Below are 26609 nucleotides of genomic sequence, written 5' to 3' on the forward strand. Positions count from 1 at the left end.
GTCGCGAACATCTTCTCGTGAGGGGGGCGCCGCGACGTGCGAAGCAGAGGCGCGTTTTCGGCTGTGGCGTTGCGGGAGCCGCAGCCACCGCACGCGAAGCAGCACCGGTGATGCGCCCCCCAGATCCGCTGCGTTCTATCGGGCGCTTCCAGTCGCCGCGACGCCTTATCCTCGGCGCGCATGGCACCCAACGTGGACGATGAGAATCGAGGCCGGGGCCGCGTTGACGCATCACTACACGATACACCGAGTGGCAGCCTGCCGAGCACTGGACAGGCCGCCGAGTAAGTCCGACCGACGTAAGGGGCTGGTGTCGGAGAGGGGCACCGACCGAACGACTTGCGCGTCGGAACGTTCAATTGCTCGAATGCGTCCTAAAATTGGCCACTTGAACGTGTGCCGGGCGCATTACTGCCTTCCAAGCTGAATACGAGGGTTCGATTCCCTTCACCCGCTCCAACACTCTCGCCTCAGCCCGAATGCGGTATGATGGCCTTGAGCAGGGAAGACCATGACCAGTCGGACGCGCCGGAAGCGCATATCGGTTCTCAAGGCGAAGGTGGCGTAGGCCGCGCCGGAAGGCGAGAAGACGCATCCGGAACTGGCGCAGCAGTTTGACGCCCACGGCAATCAGATCTCGCAATGGCCGGGGCAGCTTGTGGCAGCCTCGGATTTCGCCTCGGAGCTGAAGGCGCCGGCAGCCCCTTCAAGGGGGATCGAGAGCCCTATCGCCGGCCGAACACCTCGAAGCGGGGGCCGGAACTGGCTTCTGCGCAAGCTGCCGGTCACGCGGCCAAATCGGGGCTGGCGATGGACATCACCTACATCCCCATGGCGCTCGGCTCCGTCTACCTGACGGCTGTAGTCGATTGGTTCAGCCGCCGGGTTCTGGCCTGGCGGTTGTCGATCACTATAGACGTCGCGTTCTACATCGGGACGGTCGAAGAAGCGATGGCTCGCCATGGCAAACCTGATGCCTTGGTGATCGGTGAAAGATGAGGAGGTCTATCTGAGCGCCTACGCCAGCGTGTCCGAGGCTCGGGCCTCGATCGGCCGGTATCTGAACTGGATCGCCACAATGTCGTCGACCAATCGCCTTTGCCTCTGCGCAGATTAGCCTCGGTCTCGGCCGATTGACGCCATGAAGGTAAACAATCTTCCGGCTGCCTCGTACCGTTTTGGCACACGACGCTCCCCCCGTGGCCATCACTCACGGCACTCAGAAAGAGGGAAGACCGCATTGACTCGCTTTGCGCATGATCCGCATCAACGACACGACAATCATCACCAGCACGTTGATCACAATCCCCACCAACCACCCGAGACGGCCACTCCCCCCACACCCCAACCTCATCGGCTCCGGAGTTTTCGGATCTCGGCGCCACGCTCAACGACGCGACCCGCGCGCTGGTTGGTGGCCTCTGGCAAAACGCAGTCGAGGAAGGCGGCCAAGGCCATGGCAGCGTGGTGCGATATGTGGACGACCTCAAAGCGGTGGAGAGCGGTCTCCAGTCCGAGATAAAGGCAGGTCAGTTTTCCGGGGACACGCTCACGCATATCCAGACGGTCTTGTCCGACATCACGACCGCGCTTTCGGCAGCGACAGCATCCGTGAATGGCGGCGGATCATTCGGCAGCGTCGCAAATGCCGAGACCGCGTTGCGTGCAAGCCATCTCGACATCCTCGACATCGTCAATAACGATCACACGCTTTCGACCTTGGCGACACAGAATGGCGCGACCGGATTTCTCGCCGCACCGGCGACGCTGCCCGACGACGTGACTGCCGCGACAGCGCCTCATGCCACCCTGGCCGAGATCGGGGTCATCTTCAACGATGCGGCCAATCGCATTCTCGGCGGCGTCAATTCAGACAACAAGGCGATCATCACAAATGACATGAACGCCGTCGTCAGCGGCCTCAAGCATTTGATCGACACGCAGCCCACGCAGTTCGAGGGTCTCACCGGCATTCATGCCGACACCGTCATGAGGCAGGCGCAGCTCGAACTCACCTATATCAACCAGGCTGGCGTCAACCCGGACGCCGGCCGGGGTAGCAACGACAATATTCTGGACATGATCGATATCATCCAGGGCGATGCAAATCTGGCTGGTATGGCCAGCCAAGGGGGCGTATCGGGCTTTTCCCAATTTCCTGACGCCCTCAATCCAACCCCGAGATATCAGGACAACGCCGCTCAAACGAATTTCTGGGCAAACTTCATCGCTCAGGGCAACTCGCTGGGCCAGCGGGCAGAACAACTCGTAGGATCGGGCGATACGCATGCGATCAATGCCCTGATCAACGAGTTTCAAGCCTTCGAGAAGAACGCAACCAAGTTCGATCTGGTGCAGGGCGGAATCTTCGGGGCACGCTTCGACAATGAATTGACACCGAGCAGCACGCTCGGGGCCGAAGTCGATGCGATGATCAAAGGGCTCAAGACCGGCGACGCAGCCCTGGTCACGGCAGCTGCCGAGGTCATCCACGACAATGCCGCAGACGTGGGCGGCAATAACATTCCGATCACCGGCGGCCATTTCAACCCGGATGGTCTGACAGTGGCCGAGGTGCTGTCGACGGCGGTCCCTGCGCCCGCGACCGCAGCCACTGACCCGAAACCGACGCCTGGGGGTACCGTCGCTGACGCGGCCCCGACTTCGTCACATGATCACGCGACGGCCGACGTGCACCATGCGCCGATTGTCGATACGGCACACCATTTCCATCACATGTGGGGATGACGTCGCGCGGGCAGGCTTCCAGCTCCTGGTTCATCCATGGCGTTGGAAGCCGACTCGGCCGATCGACATGGCCGGAATGCGATGACTGAACGATCGCGTTGAGCGCGGCCGAAACTCCGAAAGCGTCCTGTCGCCTTTCAACGCCGCCAAAGCCACCTTCGCCTGGAAGGACTGGTGGTTCGGCGTGTCCGTCCCGGTCTCCCCTGAACGCGGCCAACAGGCCGCGTTCAGGCAGAAGCCTGCCTTAGCCGACCTGCCTGGATTGCCCGAGCCGGCTCCTATGTCTCGCTCATGGTGATCGCTTAATCACGCCACCCGGCTCGACGGGAACTGGCGCAGTCTTGCCGGAAAATGGGCGGTACCGCCCGTCAAGCACATGTGATCGCCGACACGGATCGGCCGGACGAAAAGGCGCAGAAGCGGCATGAGTCTCGCTCAAAGCTACGGACCAGAGATATTTCGATCCGGCACGATGTCTGGCGGTCGCTCGGTACCGGCATCTGATGATCCCGTATCACTTGGGTTGCGGGCCAGTGCGCGCCGCATGACTGGAATCGCCGTCTTCAGCGGTGTGATCAACCTGCTGATGCTGTCTGGTTCACTCTACATGCTGCAGGTTTATGATCGGGTGATCCCGAGCCGCAACATCGCGACCTTGCTTGGTCTTTCGCTCGTGGTTCTCCTGGCCTACCTCGTTCAGGGCTATGCGGACGCGCTGCGCTCGCGCATGCTCTCCCGCATCGGAACGCTGTTCGATGTCGGCCTGCAGGAAGCGATCCACACCGCGCTCGCTACGCTTCCTCTGCGGGGCGTGAAGCCCATATTGATGCAGCAGCCACTCCGCGATCTGGACCAGATCCGGGCGTTCATGTCGGGCATGGGGCCGACGGCGTTCCTGGACATGCCGTGGATCCCGATCTTCATCATCGCCTTGTTTCTGTTCCACCCGGCGATTGGCATCACGGCCGTGCTGGGGACCGTTGCCATCATTGCGATGACAGTGTTGACCGAGCGCGTATCGCGCGGCGCAGCCAGGGCCGCCATGGACAGCAGCGCGCAGCGCCAGGTCCTCGCGGATGCGACCCGGCAAAATGCCGAAGTGATCCGGGCGCTTGGAATGCTGGACCGGTTCACGGCGCGTTGGTCGCAGGCCAATGAACGCTGTCTGCGCGAGAATGCCCGGGCCAGCGACGTCTATGCCAATCTTGGATCGGCTGCGAAGGTTCTCCGCTACGTGCTGCAATCGGGGATGCTGGGTATCGGCGCCTATCTCGTCGTGACCGACAAGGCGTCGGGGGGCATCATGATTGCCTCGTCGATCATGATGGGGCGGGCACTTGCCCCCGTCGAAGTCGCACTTGGCAGCTGGAAACAACTTGTCGCCGCGCGTCAGAGCATTGTTCGCTTGCGCGAAATCCTCAAGGTGACCGCGGCACCTGCGGCGCCACCGGTGGTGCTGCCGCGCCCTTGCCGCGAACTTCTGGTTCAGGGCCTCGCCGTCACCGCACCGGGCACGGATCACGTGATCGTCTCGCATATTTCATTTTCGCTCACGGCGGGCACGGGGTTGGCGCTTCTGGGCGCGAGCGCATCGGGAAAAACCTCGCTGTCGAAGGCCCTGGTGGGAATTTGGCCGGCGAGCAATGGCGCGGTGCGGCTTGACGGCGCGGCGATCGATCAGTGGCGCAACGAGGATTTGGGACGTCATGTCGGCTATCTCCCGCAGGAGGTGGCCCTGTTCGACGGCACCGTCGCAGAGAACATCTGCCGATTTGAAGATCAGGCGACGTCCGACGCCATCTTGAAGGCCGCGCAGATCGCGGGGGTGCATGAGATCATCTTGCGCCTGCCGGAGGGATATTCGACGCGAATCGGCGAAGGCGGCATGTCGCTTTCGGCGGGACAGCGCCAGAGGATCGGATTGGCGCGCGCGGTCTTCGGTGATCCGTTCCTCGTCGTGCTCGATGAGCCCAATGCCAATCTCGATGCGGAGGGGGAAGGCGCATTGGCGCGCGCCATTCAGATCCTGCGTCGCAACGGATCCATTGTCATCGTCATCTCGCATCGTCCCAGCGCGCTCTCCGAATTGGACATGGCGATGGTCCTCTACGAGGGCAAGACGGTTGCATTCGGCCCCCGCGACGAGATTTTTTCGCGCGCTCGCACAGAGAAGACCGCGGCAACGCGCCGATCTGCGCCAGCCTCAAGCGTGAACCAAATCGGCCGGACACAGGTTGCCGAGGTCGTTCCGTCGTGAACCGCAGTGACCCCACGCAGCATGTCGCGCGTCTGAGTCCGCTCATCGCACCTGTCGACCCGAAGACGTTGGCGCCTGCGCCGGCAGATGTCGGGTCGGCCAATGGATTTCAACGGCACCCGATGAATAACGATACTCCCCAATCGACTGTTCCGCCCACGGCAAGCGACGCTGCGGCCAGGCCGGCGATTGGCCGGTTGATCGGCAGGTGCCGCGCCGGGGTGACGGCTGGCGCAGCGTTCCTGGTCACGCGCGACCGTCTGGCTGACACGGCGGATGCCCGGAATGATACTCTGGCGTCGCGGGTCGAACGCGCGTTCAACCGCGAACTCAGGATTGGCCTTCGGGTTTTGATCGCCGGCGGAGTCTCGATCGGTGCGTGGAGTGCATTGATGCCGCTGGCCGGCGCGGTCTCCGTTCCCGGCAATCTGGTCGTTCAATCGAACGTCAAGGCGATCCAGCATCCGACCGGCGGAATTGTCGCGCAGATTCCGGTCCAGAATGGCATGCGGGTGAACGCTGGCGATCTGCTGCTGCAACTGGATGCAACCCAGGCGCGGGCGAGTCTCCAGGTTGTGAGCAAGCAGCTTGATGAATTCCGGGTTCGGATTGCACGGCTGATGGCCGAGCGCGACGGCCAAGCGCAGATCGAAACTCCGCCCGAGATGGCCGCGCGTTTGGCGGAGACCGGGGTCAGCGCGCTTCTGGCATCGGAAGAGTCACTGTTCAAGGCTCGCGCGAATGCGCGTCAAAGCCAGAAGGACTTGCTGCAGAGCCGTGTCGCGCAACTCGGCGAAGAGATTTCAGGCCTCGATGCCCAGCTCAAGTCCAAGGCAAGCCAGCTGGAATTGATCGCGGGCGAACTCTCCGGAATCAAGACGCTGTATGACAAGAAGCTTGTGCCACTGACGCGATTTACGACCCTGCAGCGAGAGTCCGCGCGTATCGAGGGCGAGCGGGGTCAACTGATCTCCGCCATCGCCGAGACAAAAGCAAAGATCGGCGAGGCACAGCTTCAGATCGTCCGGATCGATCAGGACTTTCGGACCGATGTCGTGAAGGAACTCGGCGAAGCCAGGGGCAAGGAGGCCGAGCTCGTAGAGCGCGGCGTTTCCGCGCGAGACCTCCTCGACCGGATCGATATTCGTGCACCGACGTCTGGCGTCATTCACCAGCTTGCTGCGCACACGATCGGCGGTGTCGTCCGCGCTGGCGACACGGTCATGGAAGTCGTGCCGGATTCCGACGATCTGCAGGTCGAGGCGCGGCTCCAGCCCAACGACATCGACCAGGTGCGGTCGGGTCAGAAAGCGTTCATCCGCTTTTCCGCCTTCAACCAACGTGTGACGCCGCAGCTCACGGGTGTGGTATCCTATGTTTCTCCCGACATCAGCCGTGACCAGCAGACCAATGCGTCGTTCTTCACGGTGAGGGTCGCCCTTCCCAGCGACGAACGTCGCCGGTTGGTCGGCTCGACGCTCGTTTCGGGAATGCCGGCGGAGGTCTTCATGCAGACAGGGAGCCGCACCATGATGAGCTACCTGCTGAAGCCGATCTCCGACCAGTTGCACCGTGCCTTTATCGAGCGCTGAGACGGGGCAGGATTGTTCGGAAAGCTTCTCTTTTTCCAAGAGCGCTTAAGCATGGCAAGGGTACGCTGATCGGGCTGGACTTGCGCTAGATCATAGCATCGCGCTCATATGGCTATCGAGAGCGCGCTGCCGGGTAACCGGATGAATTGGATCTGTTGGCGGCGAAGCTGTCGAACATAGCTCGCAACAGGAGCCAGGACGATGGGAACGGTTCAACGGGCATGCCTGCTGATCGCCGGCGGGATTGTGTTGTCGGGCTGCCAGGTGACGCAAGAGAGAGCGGCGCAGCTTGCCCCTGTCTGCGCAATTCCGGTCAATCGGACAATTCAATCCATGTACTGGCTTGAATGCCAGTCGGTCTATTCGTCCTCGGGCTATTACGCGAAGCACTATTAGGAACTGGCCGAGGGGCGGACGCCCGCCGGCCTGCGCTGACCAGCCTGCCTCATCGACTGGCTGCCCGCCATGTCTGGTGGTGCCCTTCAGTCATGATGCCGCACATTGCCCTGCCACCAGCAGGTCCGCCTTCTACGAGACTTGCGTCAGCACGGGGACGGCGCGGCCGCGGCGTTCGGCTTCTGCGGGATCACCATTCGCCTGCAGAGCGTTTGCCTGCGGCCGGAGTTTGCCCTGCACGCCGCTCGCCCCCGACGCGAATTCGGGTGGATGTTCAAGGCTCGCGATCTCGCCTAGTTGTTTTCGGCCCTTCAGCCGCACGGACACGCGCGCCGCATGACCCTGACCGATATCGCGACGAGAACCTACAATCACGGCTGGCGGCTCGACCCGATCATTCGCAGCCTGCTCGATACGGATTTCTACAAGCTGCTGATGCTGCAGATGATCCGGAGCTTTCATCCGGATGTGCGGGTCACCTTCTCGCTGATCAACCGGTCCCGCCATATCCGGCTTGCCGATCTTGTCGATGAGAACGAGCTCAGGGCGCAGCTCGATCATGCCCGCGGTTTGCGCTTCAGCAAGAAGGAATTGATCTGGCTCGCGGGCAACAGCTTCTACGGCAGGACGCAGATGTTCTCGCCGGATTTCCTTGCCTGGCTCGCCGAGTTCCAGTTGCCGGAATACGAGCTCAGGCGGGTGGACGGCCAGTACGAACTGCATTTCAGCGGCCCCTGGACGCACAGCACGATGTGGGAGGTGCCGGCGCTGGCGATCATCAACGAGTTGCGCGCGCGCCGGGTGATGGTTGGTCAGAAGCGCTTCTCGCTCGATGTGCTCTATGCGCGCGCCAAAGCGAAGATGTGGGCGAAGGTCGAGCGTCTGCAGCAATTGCCGGAGCTGCGCCTCTCGGATTTCGGCACGCGGCGCCGCCATGGACATCTCTGGCAGCGCTGGTGCGTCGAGGCGCTGAAGGAGGGGCTCGGCGCACGCTTCACGGGCACCTCGAATGTGCTGCTCGCCATGGACAATGATCTCGAGGCGATCGGCACCAACGCGCATGAGCTGCCGATGGTGCTCGCGGCGCTGGCAGACAGCGACGAGGCGATGCTGGCTGCGCCCTACCGTGTGCTCGAGGAATGGAGCAAGGTCTATGGCGGCAATCTTCTGATCGCATTGCCCGACGCCTTCGGATCCACCGATTTCCTGCGGCGTGCGCCCGACTGGGTTGCGGACTGGACAGGGTTCCGTCCCGATAGTGCCCCGCCGATTGCCGCCGGCGAGCAGATCATCGCCTGGTGGCGCGAGAAGGGGCGCGATCCGCGCGAAAAGCTGCTGGTTTTCTCGGATGGGCTCGACGTCGCCGCGATCGAACGCGTCTACCAGCATTTCGATGGAAAGGTGCGTATGGCCTTCGGCTGGGGCACCGATCTCACCAACGACCTCGTCGGATGCTCGCCGGACGGTTCGCGCGCGCTCGACCCGATGTCGCTGGTCTGCAAGGTGACGCGGGTCAATGGTCAACCGGCGGTGAAGCTCTCCGACAATCCCGACAAGGCTTCGGGCGAGCCAGGCGAAGTCGGGCGCTATCGGCGGGTGTTCGGGGCGCACGCCAAATCTTCGCAATAGTGCGAAACGAGTGCCGACATACGGGGGGCGGTTTTCCCGCGTGCCCAATACCTTGGTTCAACTGGCGCAATGATTTCGGGATCGTTAACGCCCGCCAGTCGCATTTCGCGCCGGGGGGCATTTCGACGCCATGATTCGATTTCTGCTTGCAGTCGTTCTGGGCTCGGCGCTTGCCGGCTGCGTTACGCCCGACCGGGGACTGACCTTCTCGGAGATACGTGATCTCAGGATCGTCGATATTATCGTCGAAACGCCAAAGCCCGTGGACGGCCAGACTGCCATAGTCTGGCCGAAGGCTGGAATGGCCTACGCCGGTACGAAGATGCCGGCATCGACCCGTCCAGTTTCCCTGGGGCGTGATCCTGCCGGGGCGGGTAATGGGCCGACGCCAGAGGAGGCTGCGTGGGATGAGAAATTCATGGCTCTCAGCCGGAGCGCGGCCGCTCAAACGCAGATGTACAGCACGCTGGCACAGATCACTCGCGACAGCTTCCGAAAGCGCTTTACCGAACAGCCTTCGGGCAAGCACGCGGCCAAGCTGAAGGTCGTGGTGAGGTCGCTGATAGCTCCCGGCGGGCAGGCGAATTTCAGCGCCGACGTGATCGTGCTCGATGGGGTGACGGGGCGGCCGCTGACGCAATACCCTAACCTGACTGGCGTCAGGGCTGCATCGACTGCGGTCGTGCCTGCCACGCCTGTGGGCATCCTCATCGGGTTTGCTGCGCTCGCCATCGCCGACCAGATCCGCGGTGATCCAGCGTACGAGGCGATCGACAATGCCTCCGCGTCGTTTTCCGCCTGGCTCCTGCGCGAGTAGCCGTGGCCGGGCTGTGGTTCTTTCTGGGCATATAGGGCTTCCGGCCTCGGCCGGCTTGCGGTTGCTCGCCAAGGCCCCGGACGGGGAGCTTCTTCGCGAACAGATTCCAGAGCCGGCTGATTGACGGCGGCTGTCTCGTGACCATGACCTTGGCGCAGGACACATGCGGTCGGGGTGAGGCGATGCGTGGCGGGTGGCATCTCGCCCGCATGGCTTGCATCGTCGCGTAAAACCCCCTAATGCGACCCCGTTTTCCGGCCGGGGATGGCCGTCGTCGAGGAAAAGGTGTCATGGCCAAAGAGAAGTTTGCGCGGACGAAGCCGCACTGCAATATCGGAACGATTGGTCACGTTGACCATGGCAAGACGTCTTTGACGGCTGCGATCACGAAGGTGCTGGCTGAGACCGGCGGCGCGTCGTTCACGGCGTATGACCAGATTGACAAGGCGCCTGAGGAGAAGGCCCGCGGCATCACGATCTCGACGGCCCACGTCGAGTACGAGACTGCGAACCGTCACTATGCGCATGTCGACTGCCCCGGCCACGCCGACTACGTGAAGAACATGATCACGGGTGCGGCGCAGATGGACGGCGCGATCCTGGTGGTGTCGGCTGCCGACGGCCCGATGCCGCAGACGCGCGAGCACATCCTGCTGGCGCGCCAGGTCGGCGTTCCGGCGCTGGTGGTGTTCATGAACAAGGTCGACCTGGTCGACGACGCGGAGCTGCTCGAGCTGGTCGAGATGGAGATCCGCGAGCTGCTGTCGAAGTACGACTTCCCGGGCGACGACATCCCGATCACCAAGGGCTCGGCCAAGGCTGCGCTGGACAACGTCTCGCCCGAGATCGGCCATGACGCGGTTCTCGAGCTGATGAAGACGGTCGACGCCTATATCCCGCAGCCGGAGCGTCCGATCGATCAGCCGTTCCTGATGCCGGTCGAAGACGTGTTCTCGATCTCGGGCCGTGGCACGGTGGTGACCGGTCGCGTCGAGCGCGGCATCGTCAAGGTTGGCGAGGAAATCGAGATCGTCGGCCTGAAGGACACCGTGAAGACGACGGTGACCGGCGTCGAGATGTTCCGCAAGCTGCTGGACCAGGGCCAGGCTGGCGACAACATCGGTGCGCTGCTGCGCGGCACGAAGCGCGAGGACGTCGAGCGCGGCCAGGTGCTGTGCAAGCCGGGTTCGGTGAAGCCGCACACCAAGTTCAAGGCCGAGGCCTACATCCTGACGAAGGAAGAGGGCGGCCGTCATACGCCGTTCTTCACCAACTACCGCCCTCAGTTCTACTTCCGCACGACGGACGTGACCGGCGTGGTGCACCTGCCTGAGGGCACCGAGATGGTGATGCCTGGCGACAACATCGCCATGGAAGTGCACCTGATCGTGCCGATCGCGATGGAGGAGAAGCTGCGCTTCGCCATCCGCGAAGGCGGCAGGACCGTCGGCGCCGGCGTCGTCGCCAGCATCATCGCCTGATCGACAGAGCGCCATCGCGTGCGGAAAGGGCGGCGGAAACGCCGCCCTTTCTTTTTGCTCACAGCCTTGTCGACATCGGTTCTTTTTCGACTTGAAATGCGCGGCGGGTTGGGGCAAAGCACTGCGCGACTACAGGGGTGTAGCTCAGTTGGTAGAGTACCGGTCTCCAAAACCGGGTGTCGCAGGTTCGAGCCCTGCCGCCCCTGCCAGTCTCGCGATCGTACTGCGATGACGCAGAGCATCTACGACGACGAGACTTTTTTCCAAGGTTACAGCCAGCTCCCGGGCTCGATCCACGGTCTTGACGGTGCGCCCGAGTGGGATTCGCTGCACCGCCTCCTACCGGAACTGCGTGGCAAGCGCTTGCTCGATCTCGGTTGCGGCTTTGGCTGGTTCTGCCGCTGAGCAGCCGGGCAGGGCGCGGCGAGCGCCCGGGGCGTCGATCTTTCCGAGCGGATGCTGGCGCGGGCTCATGCGGAGACGCCCCACCCGGCGGTGTCCTATCTCAAGTCTGATCTGGACCGCCCGGAGGTGGAGGCCTTCGACCTGGCCTACAGCTCGCCTGCCTTCCACTACCTGACGGGGCTCGAAGATTTGTTCGCCCGAGTCCATGCAGCACTCGCCCCTGCTGGCATGCTGGTCTGCTCCGTCGAGCACCCGATGATGACGGCGCCCCGGCACCAGGATTGGTCGAGCGACGCATCGGAGCTGCCGACATGGCCGGACGGGGCCTATCTCGATGAAGGGCCGCGCCGGAAGAACTGACTGGCCGAGGGCGTCTTCAAGCAGCGTGGAACGATGGGAACCGATCTCCAGTTGTTGCTGGGGGTCGGATTCCTCCTGCCCCATCGCGAGGAATGGGGGCCCAGTCCGGATCAGGTTGGCGAACATCCGGAGTGGGCGAAGGAGCGCGAGCGTCCGCCCTTCCTGCTGATCGCCTGCCGCACGTCCGTGGCGCCCCGAGGTTAACGAGAGCGCCTCGGATCAAAAGCGCTTGGCTAACGTGCCGGAGCGTTGTAAGAGGCCTCATGACGGCGCGCGGCTCCCTGAGCCCCGCGCCGCGAATCTTTCAGGACGTCCGAATCGGGCGCGGCCCGAAACCGAGGTGACCACTCAATGGCGAAGTCCAACCCCTTCCAGTTCCTGCAGGAGGTGCGCTCGGAGGCCGCGAAGGTTACCTGGCCGTCGCGGCGCGAGACCCTGATCACCACCGGCCTCGTCTTGGCCATGGTCGTGGCTGCGAGCCTGTTCTTCCTCTTTACCGATACGATCATTCGCTGGTCGCTCGGTTTCATCCTCGGCGCACGCTGAGCGGAGAGTTTTGACGTGAGCACCCGCTGGTACATCGTCCACGCCTATTCCAACTTCGAGAACAAGGTCGCGCAGTCGATCCGCGATCAGGCGGCGCAGCGCAATCTCGCCGACAAGTTCGACGAGGTGCTGGTCCCGACCGAGAAGGTCGTCGAGGTTCGTCGTGGCCGCAAGGTGGACGCCGAGCGCAAATTCTTCCCGGGCTACGTCCTGGTGAAGTGCGAGATGACCGACGAGGTCTATCACCTGATCAAGAACACGCCGAAGGTCACCGGCTTCCTCGGGGCCGACAAGGCCAAGCCCATGCCGATCCCCGAACATGAGGCGATGCGGATCAAGGGCCAGGTCGCGGAGGGCATCGAACGCCCGAAGCCGACGGTGGTCTTCGAGGTCGGCGAGCAGGTCAAGGTCGCCGATGGCCCCTTCGCCTCGTTCAACGGTGTCGTCGAGGACGTCGATCACGCACGCGCCCGCCTCAAGGTGGCGGTCTCGATCTTCGGCCGGGCCACGCCGGTCGAGCTCGAGTACGGGCAGGTCGAGAAGATCTGATCGCGCTTTTGCGCGAGCGCCGCATTTTTTCTGCGGCGGCTTGTTGGTTAAGGCACTTTTAAGCCATGCTGACGCAAGGTCCGCGCCGAAAATCCGGCGCGGGCTTGCATGTTTCCGAAGAGCTTCAAGGCAACTGTCGGTCAGCGTCTTGCCGTCTGGGGCGCGCTGCTTGGTCTTGTTGCGCTTCTCCTTGCCGCCGCCGATGTCGTCAGCTCGATACGCCTGACACAATTCTCGCGGGATCTGGTAGCCTATGCGGGCGCAGGCGATGCGCTTGCCCAGGCCGATTCCGCCTATCAGCGCCTGAACGCCTCGCTCCTGTCCGATAGCGGGCCGCCCGCAGATAAGGCCGACATCGAGGTGGTGGCGCGGAGCGTCGCCGATATCGCCATGCGCCTTCACGGCTCCGTCCATGCGCGTGCGCAGGAGGCAGTCGATCTCCTCGGAGAGCTGTCGGGGCAGGTCGGATCGGACCATATCGGCGCGCGCGAATCGCTGAAGCGGCTCGCCGCGAAGCGCAACGAATTACGCGTCGCCTTGAACGAGGGCATGACCGAGGTCAGCGGCCGGCTGGCCCTGCATGTCGACAACGCCCGGCAGAACAAGCTGCTGCTGTCGCTGCTCGGCATGTTCCTGGTCGTTCTCGTCATCACGCTGGAATATCGCTGGCTGGTGCGGCCCATCACCGGGATGGCGCGCGCCCTTGGCTCGGTCGAACGGGATCGGGCCTGGATCGGCAAGCTGGCGATCCGGCGCGATGAGATCGGCATGCTGGCGCGGGCGCTATTGGCCCATCTGCGCGGCGAGCAGGCCCAGCAGGAGGCGGCCAAGCAGCGCCTCGAGGTGCTGTCACACGAGGTCGAGCGACGTGACTGTCTCCAATTGCAGGGGCAGGCTTTCCAGCAGCGCATCGCCTCGATTGCAACGGTGCTGGAGCAACATGCGGCGCGCATGTCGGGCGCGTCGGGCGAACTCGCACGCTTTTCGGGTTCGGTGGACGAGCGAGCGGCCGCCGCAGCCGGCTCGACGCAGCGGGCCTCGACCCATGTCGACGATGTCTCGCGCTCACTGATCGATATCTCACGCCTGTTGACGACGACGGCTGGCGAGGCACAGCGGACGACCGAGGTTGCGACCGCCGCCAAGGTGCTGGTCGAGGAGGCCACGGCCGATACGGTGGTGCTGTGCGAGGCGGTCGGGGCAATTTCGGAGATCATCAAGATCATCGGTACGGTCGCGAACCAGACCAACCTGCTCGCGCTCAACGCCACGATCGAGGCGGCCCGGGCCGGAGAGAGCGGCCGCGGCTTCGCCGTGGTTGCAGCCGAGGTCAAGCAACTCGCAAACCGCTCCGCAGAAGCGACCGATCAGGTCCGGAGCGGGCTCGATTCCATCAATGTCGCGGCTCAGCGCATCACCATGCGGGTCGGTGCCCTGGTCACCTCCGTCAACCAGGTGGAGCGCGCTGCCGATTCGATCGCCGATCTGGCGCGCAAGCAGGATGCGAGCTCGCGCTCTATCAGCGAGAGCACGAGCAAGACCGCCGGCGATGTCCGCCTCGTGGCTGATCAGGTCGAACAGGTTGCTGGCATGGTCGAGGATTGGCGCCGGACCGCCGAGACGGTCACGCACGCATCCGCCGATCTCGGTCGTCAAGCTGCCGAACTCCGTCAGGCCGTCGACGGATTCATGTCCGAGACACAACGGATGCGCGCATGACGATGTCGATATCGCCGTCTGGGGAGGGTCTTGTGGTGGGCGCCGCACAGCGCGCGGGGCAACGCAGCTTCCCGTTCCTGGCAAAGCTGCTGCACTGGATGACCGCGGTGCTGGTCCTCGTGCTCTTCTGCTCCGGTGTTCTGATGAAGCAGATCGGCGATGGGCCGATGGCGGACGCGCTGTACACCTTGCACAAGACGACCGGTGCGGGGCTGTTCGGGCTCGTGCTCTTCCGCATGGCTTACAGGGTGCTGGCGCGCCTGACGGGACACTGGCGGGAAGGGGGCGGAGACAGGGCGGTCCACGGCGTGCTCTATGCCGCGCTGATCGTCGTGCCGATGCTCGGCTGGGCCGGCGTGTCCGATTTTGGTGCGCGGGAACTCGCCTTTGGCCTGACGCTGCCGGCGATCTGGCCGGAAGGGGCCGGCTATTCCGAGCCATTGCTCAAAGGCCATGCCTGGCTTGCCTTCGCCCTGATGGGGCTCGTCGTCTTGCACATCGGCATCGCACTCGGCGACTATGTCCAGCGGGGTGCGGGGCGCCCTTCAAGGGCGACCGCAAAGATGCCGCAGCGCGAAAGCTCTTCCCCTTCGTTTCCGGATATGCCATAGGCCGCGCCTCACATGCGTGGAAGGCGTGCCGGTTTGCCAACCGGAATTCCTCGCCGCACCACGCTCTGCAACCACCCCGGCCCGGGACGCGTTTTGTCCGGGAGGGGTCGTCGTCGTTCCGGTAGGCACCGGTTCGGACGGCAGGAGCAGCCATCATGGCAAAGAAGATCACGGGCTACGTGAAGCTTCAGGTTCCGGCGGGCGCGGCCAATCCGTCGCCGCCGATCGGTCCGGCGCTGGGTCAGCGCGGCCTCAACATCATGGAATTCTGCAAGGCCTTCAATGCGAAGACCGCGCAGATGGAAAAGGGCATGCCGATCCCGGTGATCATCACCGCGTATCAGGATCGCTCCTTCACCTTCGAGATGAAGCAGCCGCCGGTTTCGTACTTCCTCAAGAAGGCGGCCGGCCTGACCTCGGGTTCGAAGACCCCGGGTCGTGGCGGCAATGTCGGCAAGGTCACCTCGGCGCAGCTCAAGGAGATCGCCGAGAAGAAGATGGCCGATCTGAACTGCGATAACGTCGAATCGGCCGTGGCCATGATCCGGGGTTCTGCCCGGTCCATGGGCCTGGAAGTCGTGGGCTGAGGGGAACGGATCAATGGCACACGTCGGAAAACGCGTCGTCAAGGCCCGTGAGGGCATCGACCGCACCAAGCTCTACCCGCTCACCGAAGCCGTTGCCCTGATCAAGGGCCGTGCGACCGCCAAGTTCGACGAGACCGTCGAAGTTGCGATGAACCTCGGTGTCGACCCGCGTCACGCTGACCAGATGGTCCGTGGCGTCTGCAACCTGCCGAACGGCTCGGGCCGCGTCCTGCGCGTCGCCGTGTTCGCTCGCGGTGCCAAGGCCGAGGAGGCCAAGAAGGCCGGGGCCGACGTCGTTGGTGCCGAGGAACTGGTCGACATCGTCTCGAAGGGCACGATCGATTTCGATCGCTGCATCGCGACCCCGGACATGATGCCGCTCGTCGGCCGTCTCGGTAAGGTGCTCGGCCCGCGCGGCCTGATGCCGAACCCGAAGGTCGGGACGGTGACCATGGACGTGACCAGCGCGGTTGCGGCCTCCAAGGGTGGCTCGGTCGAGTTCCGCGTCGAGAAGGCCGGCATCGTGCATGCCGCCGTCGGCAAGGTCTCGTTCACAGCTGAGAAGCTCGAAGAGAACATCCGCGCCTTCGCGGATTCGGTTGCCAAGGCGAAGCCCGCCGGCGCCAAGGGCACGTATGTCCAGCGCGTCGCGATCTCCTCGACCATGGGCCCGGGCGTCAAGATCGAGCCGAACACGGTTCTGGGCGGCTGATAGTCTCCCCTGCGGCCGGCTTCGCGCCGGCCGCGAGCTCGTCTTGATCTCGCGGGATCAAGACACCACTTGGCAGAAGCGAGGGAAGTCGCTATGACATCCCGATGTTTCCATAAGTGATCAGGGCTTCCGCGTGCTTTGCACGAGGAGGTCCGTTTCGCGTTTTTCGACGGTTTACCGTCGAAGAATGGGTTTTTCGGGCGCGCGGAGCGATCTTCGTGCCGGAATCACCCAGTCCTGTCTGAGACTGCAGGTGCGCTTCGGGTTCGCCCGAGGGCATAATTTCGCCAAGAGGCCTGCATAGACGGTGCAAGAGCTTACCCGAGGTCGAGAGACCTCGAGACGGTTCGAACCATCTCGCCCGACCGTGGCTGATGCCGGGGAAGGGGACAGGGCACTGAGCGTCGCGCATGTGACCGGCCGGTGTCAATCGGCCAAGCCTGCGCGACAAGTGCAACTGGCGGCAAGGTATTCGTCTTGCCGCCTACCGGAGAGAGCCCAGTGGAAAGAGCGGCAAAGAATGATGCCGTCGCGACACTGAACGGCGTGTTCGCAAACACGTCGGTCGTTGTCGTGGCCCACTATGCGGGTTTGACGGTGGCACAGTTCCAGAAGCTTCGTCGTGAGATGAAGGCCAATGGCGCCACTGTGAAGGTCGCAAAGAACCGGCTGGCCAAGATCGCTCTTGAAGGCACCGACGTCGCGTCCATCAGCCCCTTGCTGAAGGGCCCCACCCTGATCGCTTATTCCAGCGATCCGGTCGCGGCGCCGAAGGTCGCCGTCGCTTTCGCCAAGGACAATGACAAGCTTGTCATCCTCGGCGGCGCGATGGGCAAGACCTCCCTGAACCCGGATGGTGTCAAGGCTCTGGCCACGATGCCCTCGCTCGACGAACTGCGCGCCAAGTTGCTCGGCCTTCTCCAGGCCCCGGCAACCAAGATCGCCCAGCTCTCGACCGCGCCTGCTGCAAAGCTCGCTCGCGTGTTTCAGGCATATGCCGACAAGGATGCGGCCTGAGGCCGTCTGCCAACCTGATCAACGTTCGAACCTCTTTATCGTAGGAACATACCATGGCTGATCTTGCTAAGCTCGTTGACGAGCTGTCCTCCCTGACGGTCCTCGAGGCCGCTGACCTGGCCAAGCTTCTCGAAGAGAAGTGGGGCGTTTCCGCCGCTGCCGCCGTCGCTGTTGCGGCTGGACCGGCTGGCGCTCCGGCTGCCGTTGTTGAAGAGCAGACCGAGTTCACTGTCGTTCTCGCCGCCGCCGGCGACAAGAAGATCGAAGTGATCAAGGAAGTCCGCGCCATCACCGGTCTCGGTCTGAAGGAAGCCAAGGATCTGGTGGAAGCCGCTCCGAAGCCGCTCAAGGAAGGCGTGACCAAGGACGAGGCCGAGAAGCTCAAGAAGCAGCTCGAGGCCGTCGGCGCCAAGGTCGAGCTCAAGTGAGCAGGGCCGGCTGATGCCGGTCCGACCCTAGTCGTACACGACAGTCCCGGGGCGGTCTTCCGCCTCCGGGGCTGTTGCGTCGTTTCCGGCAAGCGGAATGCGACGCAAGGAATGCAAGAGGCTTTCCGGGGCACGAGCCCCATCGGGAAGGCCAGTTCAGTTGATGTCGGCGCGCCGAAGCGCCGAACGGCTCCCCCGGCGGCCTGTGGCTGCCAAGACTGGTCCGCGAGCGGGCCGCCGGGTGAGCCGTCCGAGAGAGATCGCGAGGAACAACATGGTCAATTCGCTCCAGGGCCGCAGGCGCGTCCGCAAGTTCTTCGGAAAACTCAAGGAAGTCGCGCAGATGCCGAACCTCATCGAGGTTCAGAAGGCGTCTTACGACCAGTTCCTGATGGTGGACGAGCCCAAGGGCGGCCGCTCCGACGAGGGCCTGCAGTCCGTCTTCAAGTCGGTGTTCCCGATCGGCGATTTCGCGGGCGCTTCGCTGCTCGAATTCGTGAAATACACCTTCGAGCCGCCGAAATACGATGTCGACGAATGCCGCCAGCGCGGCATGACCTTCTCGGCGCCGCTCAAGGTAACGCTGCGCCTGATCGTGTTCGATATCGATCCCGACACCCAGGCGAAGTCGGTCAAGGACATCAAGGAGCAGGATGTCTACATGGGCGACATGCCGCTCATGACGGATAACGGCACCTTCATCGTCAACGGCACCGAGCGCGTCATCGTCTCGCAGATGCACCGTTCGCCGGGCGTGTTCTTCGATCACGACAAGGGCAAGACCCATTCGTCGGGCAAGCTGCTCTTTGCCGCGCGCATCATCCCCTATCGCGGCTCCTGGCTGGACATCGAGTTCGACGCCAAGGACATCGTCTACGCGCGTATCGACCGGAAGCGTAAAATCCCGGTGACGTCGCTGCTGTTCGCTCTCGGCATGGACGGCGAGGAGATCCTCAGCCGCTTCTACAACCACATCGCCTACGTCAAGGATAAGCAGGGCTGGCGCGTTCCCTACGACGCCGAGCGCATGAAGGGCTTCAAGGCGACGGTCGACATGATCGACGCCGACACCGGCGAGGTCGTGGTCGAGGCCGGCAAGAAGCTGGTCGCCCGCACCGCCCGTCAGCTCGCCGAGAAGGGCCTGAAGTTCCTGCGCGCCACCGACGAGGATCTCTACACCCAGTACATTGCCGAGGATCTGGTCAACCCGGCGACCGGCGAGGTCTTCGCCGAGGCGGGCGAGGAGATCAGCGAGAAGCTGCTCAAGCTCCTGACCGATGAAGGCTTCGACGAGATTCCGGTGCTGGACATCGACCACATCACGGTCGGTCCCTACATCCGCAACACGCTCAATGTGGACAAGAACTCGCGCCGCGAGGAAGCGCTGTTCGACATCTACCGCGTGATGCGTCCCGGCGAGCCGCCGACGCTCGAGACCGCCGAGAACATGTTCCAGTCGCTGTTCTTCGACTCGGAGCGCTACGACCTCTCGGCCGTCGGCCGCGTGAAGATGAACATGCGTCTCGATCTCGACGCCGAGGACACCGTGCGCATCCTGCGCAAGGAAGACATCTTCGCGGTCGTCAAGGCGCTGGTCGACCTGCGCGACGGCAAGGGCGAGATCGACGACATCGACCATCTCGGCAACCGCCGTGTGCGCTCGGTCGGCGAGCTCATGGAGAACCAGTACCGCCTGGGCCTGCTACGCATGGAGCGCGCCATCAAGGAGCGCATGTCGTCGGTCGATATCGACACGGTGATGCCGCAGGACCTGATCAACGCCAAGCCTGCGGCTGCCGCCGTGCGCGAGTTCTTCGGCTCGTCGCAGCTCTCTCAGTTCATGGACCAGACGAACCCGCTGTCGGAAGTCACCCACAAGCGCCGTCTTTCGGCGCTTGGCCCGGGTGGTCTGACTCGCGAGCGCGCCGGCTTCGAGGTGCGCGACGTGCACCCGACCCATTACGGCCGCATCTGCCCGATTGAGACGCCGGAAGGTCCGAATATCGGCCTGATCAACTCGCTCGCCACTTTCGCGCGGGTGAACAAGTACGGCTTCATCGAGAGCCCCTACCGCCGCATCCGCGACGGCCAGCTCACCGACGAGATCATCTATCTCTCGGCGATGGAGGAGGCGAAGTACAACGTCGCCCAGGCGAACGCCGCGACCGATGCAAGCGGCCGTCTGACCGACGACCTGATCGTTTGCCGCCGCGCCGGTGAAGTCATCGTCACGCCGGTCGACAAGGTCGACTTCATGGACGTGTCGCCGAAGCAGCTCGTTTCGGTCGCCGCCGCGCTGATCCCGTTCCTTGAGAACGACGACGCCAACCGCGCGCTGATGGGCTCGAACATGCAGCGCCAGGCGGTGCCGCTGGTTCGTGCCGACGCGCCGTTCGTCGGCACCGGCATGGAAGCGGTCGTCGCCCGTGACTCGGGTGCCGCCATCGCTGCCCGCCGCGCCGGCATCGTCGACCAGGTCGACGCGACGCGTATCGTTATCCGCGCCTCCGACGAGATGGACCCGACCAAGCCGGGCGTTGACATCTACCGTCTGCAGAAGTTCCAGCGCTCGAACCAGTCGACCTGCATCACGCAGCGTCCGCTGGTGCGCGTCGGCGACATGATCAAGAAGGGCGATATCGTCGCCGACGGCCCGTCGACGGAGCTCGGCGAACTGGCTCTCGGCCGCAACGTGCTCGTCGCGTTCATGCCGTGGAACGGCTACAACTTCGAGGACTCGATCCTGCTCTCGGAGAAGATCGTCTCGGAAGACATCTTCACCTCGATCCATATCGAGGAATTCGAGGTCATGGCCCGCGATACGAAGCTGGGCCCTGAGGAAATCACGCGCGACATCCCGAACGTTTCGGAAGAGGCGCTGAAGAACCTCGACGAAGCCGGTATCGTCTATATCGGTGCGGAAGTCGCTGCGGGCGACATCCTGGTCGGCAAGATCACGCCAAAGGGCGAAAGCCCGATGACGCCGGAAGAGAAGCTTCTGCGCGCCATCTTCGGCGAGAAGGCTTCGGATGTCCGCGACACCTCGCTGCGTGTTCCTCCGGGCGTGCAGGGCACCATCGTCGAAGTGCGCGTGTTCAACCGCCACGGCGTCGACAAGGACGAGCGCGCCCAGGCGATCGAGCGCGAGGAGATCGAGCGTCTTGCCAAGGACCGCGACGACGAGCAGGCGATCCTGGACCGCAACACCTTCGCGCGTCTGGCCGAGATCCTGACCGGCAAGACCGGCCTTGCCGGTCCGAAGGGCTTCAAGAAGGACACGGTCATCACCCGCGAAGGGATGAGCGAGTTCCCGCGTTCGCAGTGGTGGCTGTTCGCCGTCGGCGACGACGCCCTGATGACCGAAATCGAGGCGATGCGGAAGCAGTACGACGAGTCGAAGAAGCGCCTCGAGCAGCGCTTCCTCGACAAGGTCGAGAAGCTGCAGCGCGGCGACGAACTGCCTCCGGGCGTGATGAAGATGGTCAAGGTCTTCGTCGCGGTGAAGCGCAAGATCCAGCCCGGCGACAAGATGGCCGGCCGTCACGGAAACAAGGGCGTCGTCTCGCGCATCGTTCCCGCCGAGGATATGCCCTTCCTCGAGGACGGCACCCATGCCGACATCGTGCTGAACCCGCTCGGCGTGCCGAGCCGCATGAATGTCGGTCAGATCCTGGAGACCCATCTGGGTTGGGCCGCTGCCGGTCTCGGCAAGCAGATCGCCAAGGCCATCGACGTCTACAAGAAGGCGCATGACGGCAAGGCTCTGCGGGCAAGCTTCGAGGCCGTGTATGGCGACAACGAGATCGTTGCGTCGATGGACGACGCGGAGCTGGTCGAGATGGGCCAGAACCTGCGCCGTGGCGTTCCGATCGCGACCCCGGTCTTCAACGGCGCCAAGGAGTCGGACATCGAGCATCTGCTCGAGCAGGCGGGGCTCAACAAGTCCGGCCAGGTCACGCTCTATGACGGACGGACCGGCGAGCCCTTCGATCGCAAGGTCACGGTCGGCTACATCTACATGCTGAAGCTGCACCACTTGGTCGACGACAAGATTCACGCGCGTTCGATCGGCCCGTACTCGCTCGTTACCCAGCAGCCGCTGGGTGGTAAGGCGCAGTTCGGCGGTCAGCGCTTCGGTGAAATGGAGGTCTGGGCACTCGAAGCCTACGGCGCCGCCTACACCCTGCAGGAAATGCTGACGGTGAAGTCGGACGACGTGGCGGGCCGCACAAAGGTCTACGAGTCGATCGTGCGCGGCGAGGACAATTTCGAGGCGGGCATCCCCGAGAGCTTCAACGTTCTCGTCAAGGAAATGCGCTCGCTCGGCCTCAATGTCGAATTGATCAGCAACAAGCAGAAGCCGGGCGAATTGCCGCCGGCCGAAGCTGCCGAATAAGGGGGCGGGCCCAAAAGGGCCGCCTCGAGACGAACACAGCATGCCGGCGACACTCACGCCGCCGGCTTATTCGCATGATGGCCGGGCAGGGCGGTTCACTCCCCCGCCGGCGGCAGGAGACAGGCGATGAAGCAAGAGGTCATGAACCTTTTCGGCCAGCAGCCGACACAGCAGGCGTTCGACGCGATCAAGATCTCGATCGCGAGCCCGGAAAAGATCCTGTCGTGGTCCTATGGCGAGATCAAGAAGCCCGAGACCATCAACTACCGTACCTTCAAGCCCGAGCGCGACGGCCTGTTCTGCGCCCGCATCTTCGGGCCGATCAAGGACTACGAGTGCTTGTGCGGCAAGTACAAGCGCATGAAGTTCAAGGGCGTGATCTGCGAGAAGTGCGGCGTCGAAGTGACGCTCGCACGCGTCCGGCGCGAGCGCATGGGCCATATCGAGCTCGCCGCTCCGGTTGCCCATATCTGGTTCCTGAAGTCGCTGCCGTCGCGCATCGGCCTGCTGATGGACATGCCGCTCAAGGAACTCGAGCGGGTGCTCTATTTCGAGTCGTATGTCGTCATCGAGCCGGGCCTGACGCCCCTCAAGGACCGTCAGCTCCTGTCCGAGGAGGAGTATGTCCGCTGCCAGGAAGAGTACGGCGCTGACACCTTCACGGCGATGATCGGCGCGGAAGCCATCCGCGAGATGCTGCGCGCGCTCGATCTCGACAAGATCAACATGGATCTGAAGCACGAGATCGCGACGACGACCTCGGAGCTGAAGCCCAAGAAGCTGATGAAGCGCCTCAAGATCATCGAGGCGTTCCAGGAATCCGGCAACAAGCCGGAATGGATGGTGATGACCATCGTTCCGGTGATCCCGCCCGATCTGCGTCCGCTGGTGCCGCTCGATGGCGGCCGCTTCGCGACCTCGGATCTGAACGATCTCTATCGCCGCGTCATCAACCGCAATAACCGCCTGAAGCGCCTGATCGAGCTGCGTGCGCCCGACATCATCATCCGCAACGAGAAGCGGATGCTGCAGGAATCGGTCGACGCATTGTTCGACAACGGCCGCCGCGGCCGCGTCATCACGGGTGCCAACAAGCGCCCGCTGAAGTCGCTCGCCGACATGCTGAAGGGCAAGCAGGGCCGCTTCCGGCAGAACCTGCTGGGCAAGCGCGTCGACTATTCCGGCCGTTCGGTCATCGTCGTCGGCCCGGAGATGAAGCTGCACCAGTGCGGCCTGCCGAAGAAGATGGCGCTCGAGCTGTTCAAGCCGTTCATCTATGCGCGTCTCGATGCGAAGGGCTACTCGACCACGGTCAAGCAGGCCAAGAAGCTGGTCGAGAAGGAGAAGCCGGAAGTCTGGGATATCCTGGACGAGGTCATCCGCGAGCATCCGGTGCTGCTGAACCGCGCTCCGACGCTGCACCGTCTCGGCATCCAGGCCTTTGAGCCGGTGCTGATCGAAGGCAAGGCGATCCAGCTTCACCCGCTGGTCTGCGCTGCGTTCAACGCTGACTTCGACGGCGACCAGATGGCCGTGCACGTCCCGCTGTCGCTTGAGGCGCAGCTGGAAGCGCGCGTGCTGATGATGTCGACCAACAACATCCTGCACCCGGCGAACGGCCAGCCGATCATCGTGCCGTCGCAGGATATCGTGCTCGGCCTGTACTATCTCTCGATCATCTCGGATGGCGAGCCGGGCCAGGGCAAGATCTTCGGCGATTTCGGCGAACTCGAATATGCGCTGCACGAGAAGGTCGTGACGCTGCATTCGAAGATCAAATATCGCTGGACCGGCGTCGGTCAGGACGGCAAGTCCTACACCAAGATCTACGACACCACGCCTGGCCGCGTGATCCTCTCGACCGCACTGCCTGAGCATCCGGCCGTGACCTTCGACGTCGTCAATCGCCTGATGACGAAGAAGGAGATCTCCGGAATGATCGACGCCGTCTATCGCGGCTGCGGTCAGAAGGAATCGGTGATCTTCTGCGATCGCGTCATGGGCCTCGGCTTCAAGCACGCCTTCAAGGCCGGCATCTCCTTCGGCAAGGACGACATGGTCGTGCCGGAGAACAAGTGGGAGATCGTCGACACCACCCGTGCGCTCGCCAAGGACTACGAGCAGCAGTACCAGGACGGCCTGATCACCCAGGGCGAGAAGTACAACAAGGTCGTCGACGCCTGGGCGAAGTGCTCCGACAAGCTCGCCCAGGAGATGATGGCGCGCATCTCGACCGTTAAGAAGGACGAGAACGGCCGCGATAAGCCGATCAACTCGATCTACATGATGAGCCACTCGGGTGCCCGTGGTTCGCCGGCCCAGATGCGCCAGCTCGCCGCCATGCGCGGCCTGATGGCCAAGCCGTCCGGCGAGATCATCGAGAGCCCGATCATCTCGAACTTCAAGGAAGGCCTGGACGTGCTCGAGTACTTCAACTCGACGCACGGTGCCCGTAAGGGGCTGGCCGACACCGCGCTCAAGACGGCGAACTCGGGTTATCTCACCCGCCGTCTCGTCGACGTGGCACAGGATGCCATCATCTCCGAGGTCGATTGCGGCTCGGACAATGGCATCAAGATGCGCGCCATCATCGATGCCGGTCAGGTCGTGGCTTCGCTCGGCATCCGCATCCTCGGCCGCTCCGCGGCGGAAGATGTCACCGATATCGACGGCAACGTCCTCGTGCCGAAGGGCACGATGATCGAGGAAAGCCATATCGAGAAGATCAACGCTGCCGGCGTCCAGGAGGTGAAGATCCGTTCGGTTCTCACCTGCGAGACCAAGAACGGCGTCTGCGCCACCTGCTACGGGCGCGATCTTGCCCGTGGCACGCCCGTCAACATGGGCGAGGCGGTCGGCGTCATCGCGGCGCAGTCGATCGGCGAGCCGGGTACGCAGCTCACCATGCGTACCTTCCACATCGGCGGCGCGGCGACGATCGCGGATCAGTCGTTCATCGAGTCCAATTTCGAGGGCACGGTGAAGATCCGCAACCGCAATGCGGCGCGCAACTCGGATGGCGACCTGATCGCCATGGCGCGCAACATCGCCATCGTGATCGTTGGTCCGGACGGCGCCGAGCGCGCGGTGCACCGTGTCCAGTTCGGCTCGAAGATGCGGGTCGACGAAGGCGACAAGGTCAAGCGCGGCCAGCGCCTGGCGGAGTGGGATCCCTATTCCCGCCCGATCCTGGCCGAGGTGGACGGCTCTGTCGGCTACGAGGATCTCGTGGACGGCATGTCGATCACCGAGACGACGGACGAGGCGACCGGCATCAGCAAGCGCGTCGTCATCGACTGGCGTGGTTCGGCCCGGACGTCGGATCTGCGTCCGGCGATCACGGTGCACGGCCCTGACGGCAAGGTTGCGAAGCTCGCCCGCGGTGGCGAAGCCCGCTACATCCTGCCCGTCGACGGCATCATCTCGATGGAGCCGGGCCAGATGACCAAGGCAGGCGACGTGCTCGCCCGTGTCTCGACCGACTCGGCCAAGACCCGTGACATCACCGGCGGTCTGCCGCGGGTGGCGGAACTGTTCGAGGCGCGTCGTCCGAAGGATGCGGCGATCATTGCCGAGAAGGCCGGCGTCATTGGCTTCGGCAAGGACTACAAGAACAAGCGCCGGGTCACGCTGACCCCGCATGACGGCTCGGACGGGCTCGAGTACCTGATCCCGAAGGGCAAGCACATCCATCTCCAGGACGGCGACGTCGTCGAGATGGGCGACTACATCCTGGACGGCAACCCGGCACCGCACGACATCCTGGCGATCAAGGGCGTCGAAGAGCTCGCGGCTTATCTCGTCAACGAGATCCAGGAGGTCTATCGCCTCCAGGGCGTGGGCATCAACGACAAGCACATCGAGGTCATCGTCCGGCAGATGCTGCAGAAGATCGAGATCACCGAGTCCGGTGATACCGACATCATCACCGGCGACCAGATCGATCGGATCGAGCTGGAGGAGATCAACGCCAAGATGCGCGAAGAGGGCAAGAAGCCGGCCAGCGGCGTTCCGGTCCTGCTCGGCATCACCAAGGCGAGCTTGCAGACGCGCTCCTTCATCTCGGCGGCGTCGTTCCAGGAGACCACCCGCGTCCTCACCGAGGCGGCGGTCAACGGCAAGTACGATACCCTCGAAGGCCTCAAGGAGAACGTCATCGTCGGCTCGCTCATCCCGGCTGGCACGGGCGCCCAGGTTGCCCGTATCAAGCAGGTGGCGTTGCGCCGCGACGATCTCATCGTCGGCCAGAAGGCGGATGCGGCGGCCAAGGCTGCAGCTGCTGCGGCCGTGCTTCCGGCCGCCGAGTAAGGCGCTGCCGAACACAACTTGCGAAAGGGCCGCCTTCGGGCGGCCCTTTTT

17 protein-coding genes, 1 tRNA gene and 2 pseudogenes are annotated in these 26609 nt (G+C 63.6%); all 20 read left to right on the forward strand.

Annotated features, from left to right (window positions below; all coding sequences use genetic code 11):
• Nucleotides 1-763: 763 nt before the first annotated feature.
• Nucleotides 764-1063, forward strand: a pseudogene (locus BIWAKO_RS37370) (DDE-type integrase/transposase/recombinase); the annotation flags it as partial.
• Nucleotides 1064-1476: 413 nt separating this feature from the next.
• Nucleotides 1477-2748, forward strand: coding sequence for a hypothetical protein (locus BIWAKO_RS20030; protein WP_141740167.1), 1272 nt, complete (start codon nt 1477-1479; stop codon nt 2746-2748).
• A 544-nt stretch (nt 2749-3292) separates the two neighbouring features.
• The gene (locus BIWAKO_RS20035) at nt 3293-5005 is read left to right on the forward strand and encodes a type I secretion system permease/ATPase (protein ID WP_069880152.1); all 1713 of its coding nucleotides are present in this window, start codon (nt 3293-3295) and stop codon (nt 5003-5005) included.
• Complete coding sequence (locus BIWAKO_RS20040) at nt 5002-6597, forward strand: HlyD family type I secretion periplasmic adaptor subunit (RefSeq protein ID WP_244523495.1); 1596 nt, start codon at nt 5002-5004, stop codon at nt 6595-6597. Before BIWAKO_RS20035 ends, BIWAKO_RS20040 begins: the two co-directional genes overlap by 4 nt.
• Nucleotides 6598-7329: 732 nt before the next feature.
• On the forward strand, nt 7330-8622 hold the full coding sequence (gene pncB, locus BIWAKO_RS20045) for a nicotinate phosphoribosyltransferase (protein WP_069880153.1): 1293 nt from the start codon (nt 7330-7332) through the stop codon (nt 8620-8622).
• A gap of 130 nt (nt 8623-8752) precedes the next feature.
• Complete coding sequence (locus tag BIWAKO_RS20050) at nt 8753-9439, forward strand: hypothetical protein (RefSeq protein WP_069880154.1); 687 nt, start codon at nt 8753-8755, stop codon at nt 9437-9439.
• Between the two features lie 290 nt (nt 9440-9729).
• Entirely contained in the window at nt 9730-10920 is a 1191-nt protein-coding gene (gene tuf, locus BIWAKO_RS20055; protein WP_043237140.1) for an elongation factor Tu, read from the forward strand.
• Between the two features lie 133 nt (nt 10921-11053).
• Nucleotides 11054-11129 (forward strand) — tRNA-Trp (locus BIWAKO_RS20060).
• Nucleotides 11130-11148: 19 nt separating this feature from the next.
• Entirely contained in the window at nt 11149-11325 is a 177-nt protein-coding gene (locus BIWAKO_RS37375; protein WP_371332010.1) for a methyltransferase domain-containing protein, read from the forward strand.
• A 24-nt stretch (nt 11326-11349) separates the two neighbouring features.
• A pseudogene (locus tag BIWAKO_RS37380) lies at nt 11350-11685 on the forward strand (class I SAM-dependent methyltransferase); the annotation flags it as partial.
• 351 nt (nt 11686-12036) lie between these two features.
• Nucleotides 12037-12231 (forward strand): preprotein translocase subunit SecE, encoded by a 195-nt coding sequence (gene secE, locus BIWAKO_RS20070; protein ID WP_043237138.1) that lies wholly within the window; start codon nt 12037-12039, stop codon nt 12229-12231.
• Nucleotides 12232-12246: 15 nt separating this feature from the next.
• Nucleotides 12247-12780 carry a transcription termination/antitermination protein NusG gene (gene nusG, locus BIWAKO_RS20075; RefSeq protein ID WP_043237137.1) on the forward strand — a complete coding sequence of 178 codons (534 nt, stop codon included), beginning with the start codon at nt 12247-12249 and terminating at the stop codon, nt 12778-12780.
• A gap of 108 nt (nt 12781-12888) precedes the next feature.
• On the forward strand, nt 12889-14499 hold the full coding sequence (locus tag BIWAKO_RS20080; RefSeq protein ID WP_069880155.1) for a methyl-accepting chemotaxis protein: 1611 nt from the start codon (nt 12889-12891) through the stop codon (nt 14497-14499).
• Nucleotides 14496-15110 (forward strand): cytochrome b, encoded by a 615-nt coding sequence (locus BIWAKO_RS20085; protein WP_084651628.1) that lies wholly within the window; start codon nt 14496-14498, stop codon nt 15108-15110. The genes BIWAKO_RS20080 and BIWAKO_RS20085 overlap by 4 nt, the downstream gene beginning before the upstream one ends.
• 155 nt (nt 15111-15265) lie before the next feature.
• Nucleotides 15266-15697, forward strand: a complete 432-nt coding sequence (gene rplK, locus BIWAKO_RS20090) for a 50S ribosomal protein L11 (protein WP_069880157.1) — start codon at nt 15266-15268, stop codon at nt 15695-15697.
• Nucleotides 15698-15710: 13 nt separating this feature from the next.
• Entirely contained in the window at nt 15711-16409 is a 699-nt protein-coding gene (gene rplA, locus BIWAKO_RS20095; RefSeq protein WP_043237132.1) for a 50S ribosomal protein L1, read from the forward strand.
• 501 nt (nt 16410-16910) lie between these two features.
• On the forward strand, nt 16911-17426 hold the full coding sequence (rplJ, locus tag BIWAKO_RS20100) for a 50S ribosomal protein L10 (protein ID WP_043237131.1): 516 nt from the start codon (nt 16911-16913) through the stop codon (nt 17424-17426).
• Between the two features lie 53 nt (nt 17427-17479).
• Nucleotides 17480-17854: a 50S ribosomal protein L7/L12 gene (rplL, locus tag BIWAKO_RS20105; protein WP_069880158.1), complete on the forward strand. Its 375-nt coding sequence runs from the start codon at nt 17480-17482 to the stop codon at nt 17852-17854.
• A gap of 274 nt (nt 17855-18128) precedes the next feature.
• Complete coding sequence (rpoB, locus tag BIWAKO_RS20110; RefSeq protein WP_069880159.1) at nt 18129-22250, forward strand: DNA-directed RNA polymerase subunit beta; 4122 nt, start codon at nt 18129-18131, stop codon at nt 22248-22250.
• A 126-nt stretch (nt 22251-22376) separates the two neighbouring features.
• A complete protein-coding gene (gene rpoC / locus BIWAKO_RS20115; protein ID WP_069880160.1) occupies nt 22377-26558 on the forward strand; it encodes a DNA-directed RNA polymerase subunit beta' in 4182 nt (1393 codons plus the stop codon).
• Nucleotides 26559-26609: the final 51 nt, after the last annotated feature.

Origin of the sequence: Bosea sp. BIWAKO-01 (assembly GCF_001748145.1) — a bacterium.
Classification (GTDB): Bacteria; Pseudomonadota; Alphaproteobacteria; order Rhizobiales; family Beijerinckiaceae; genus Allobosea.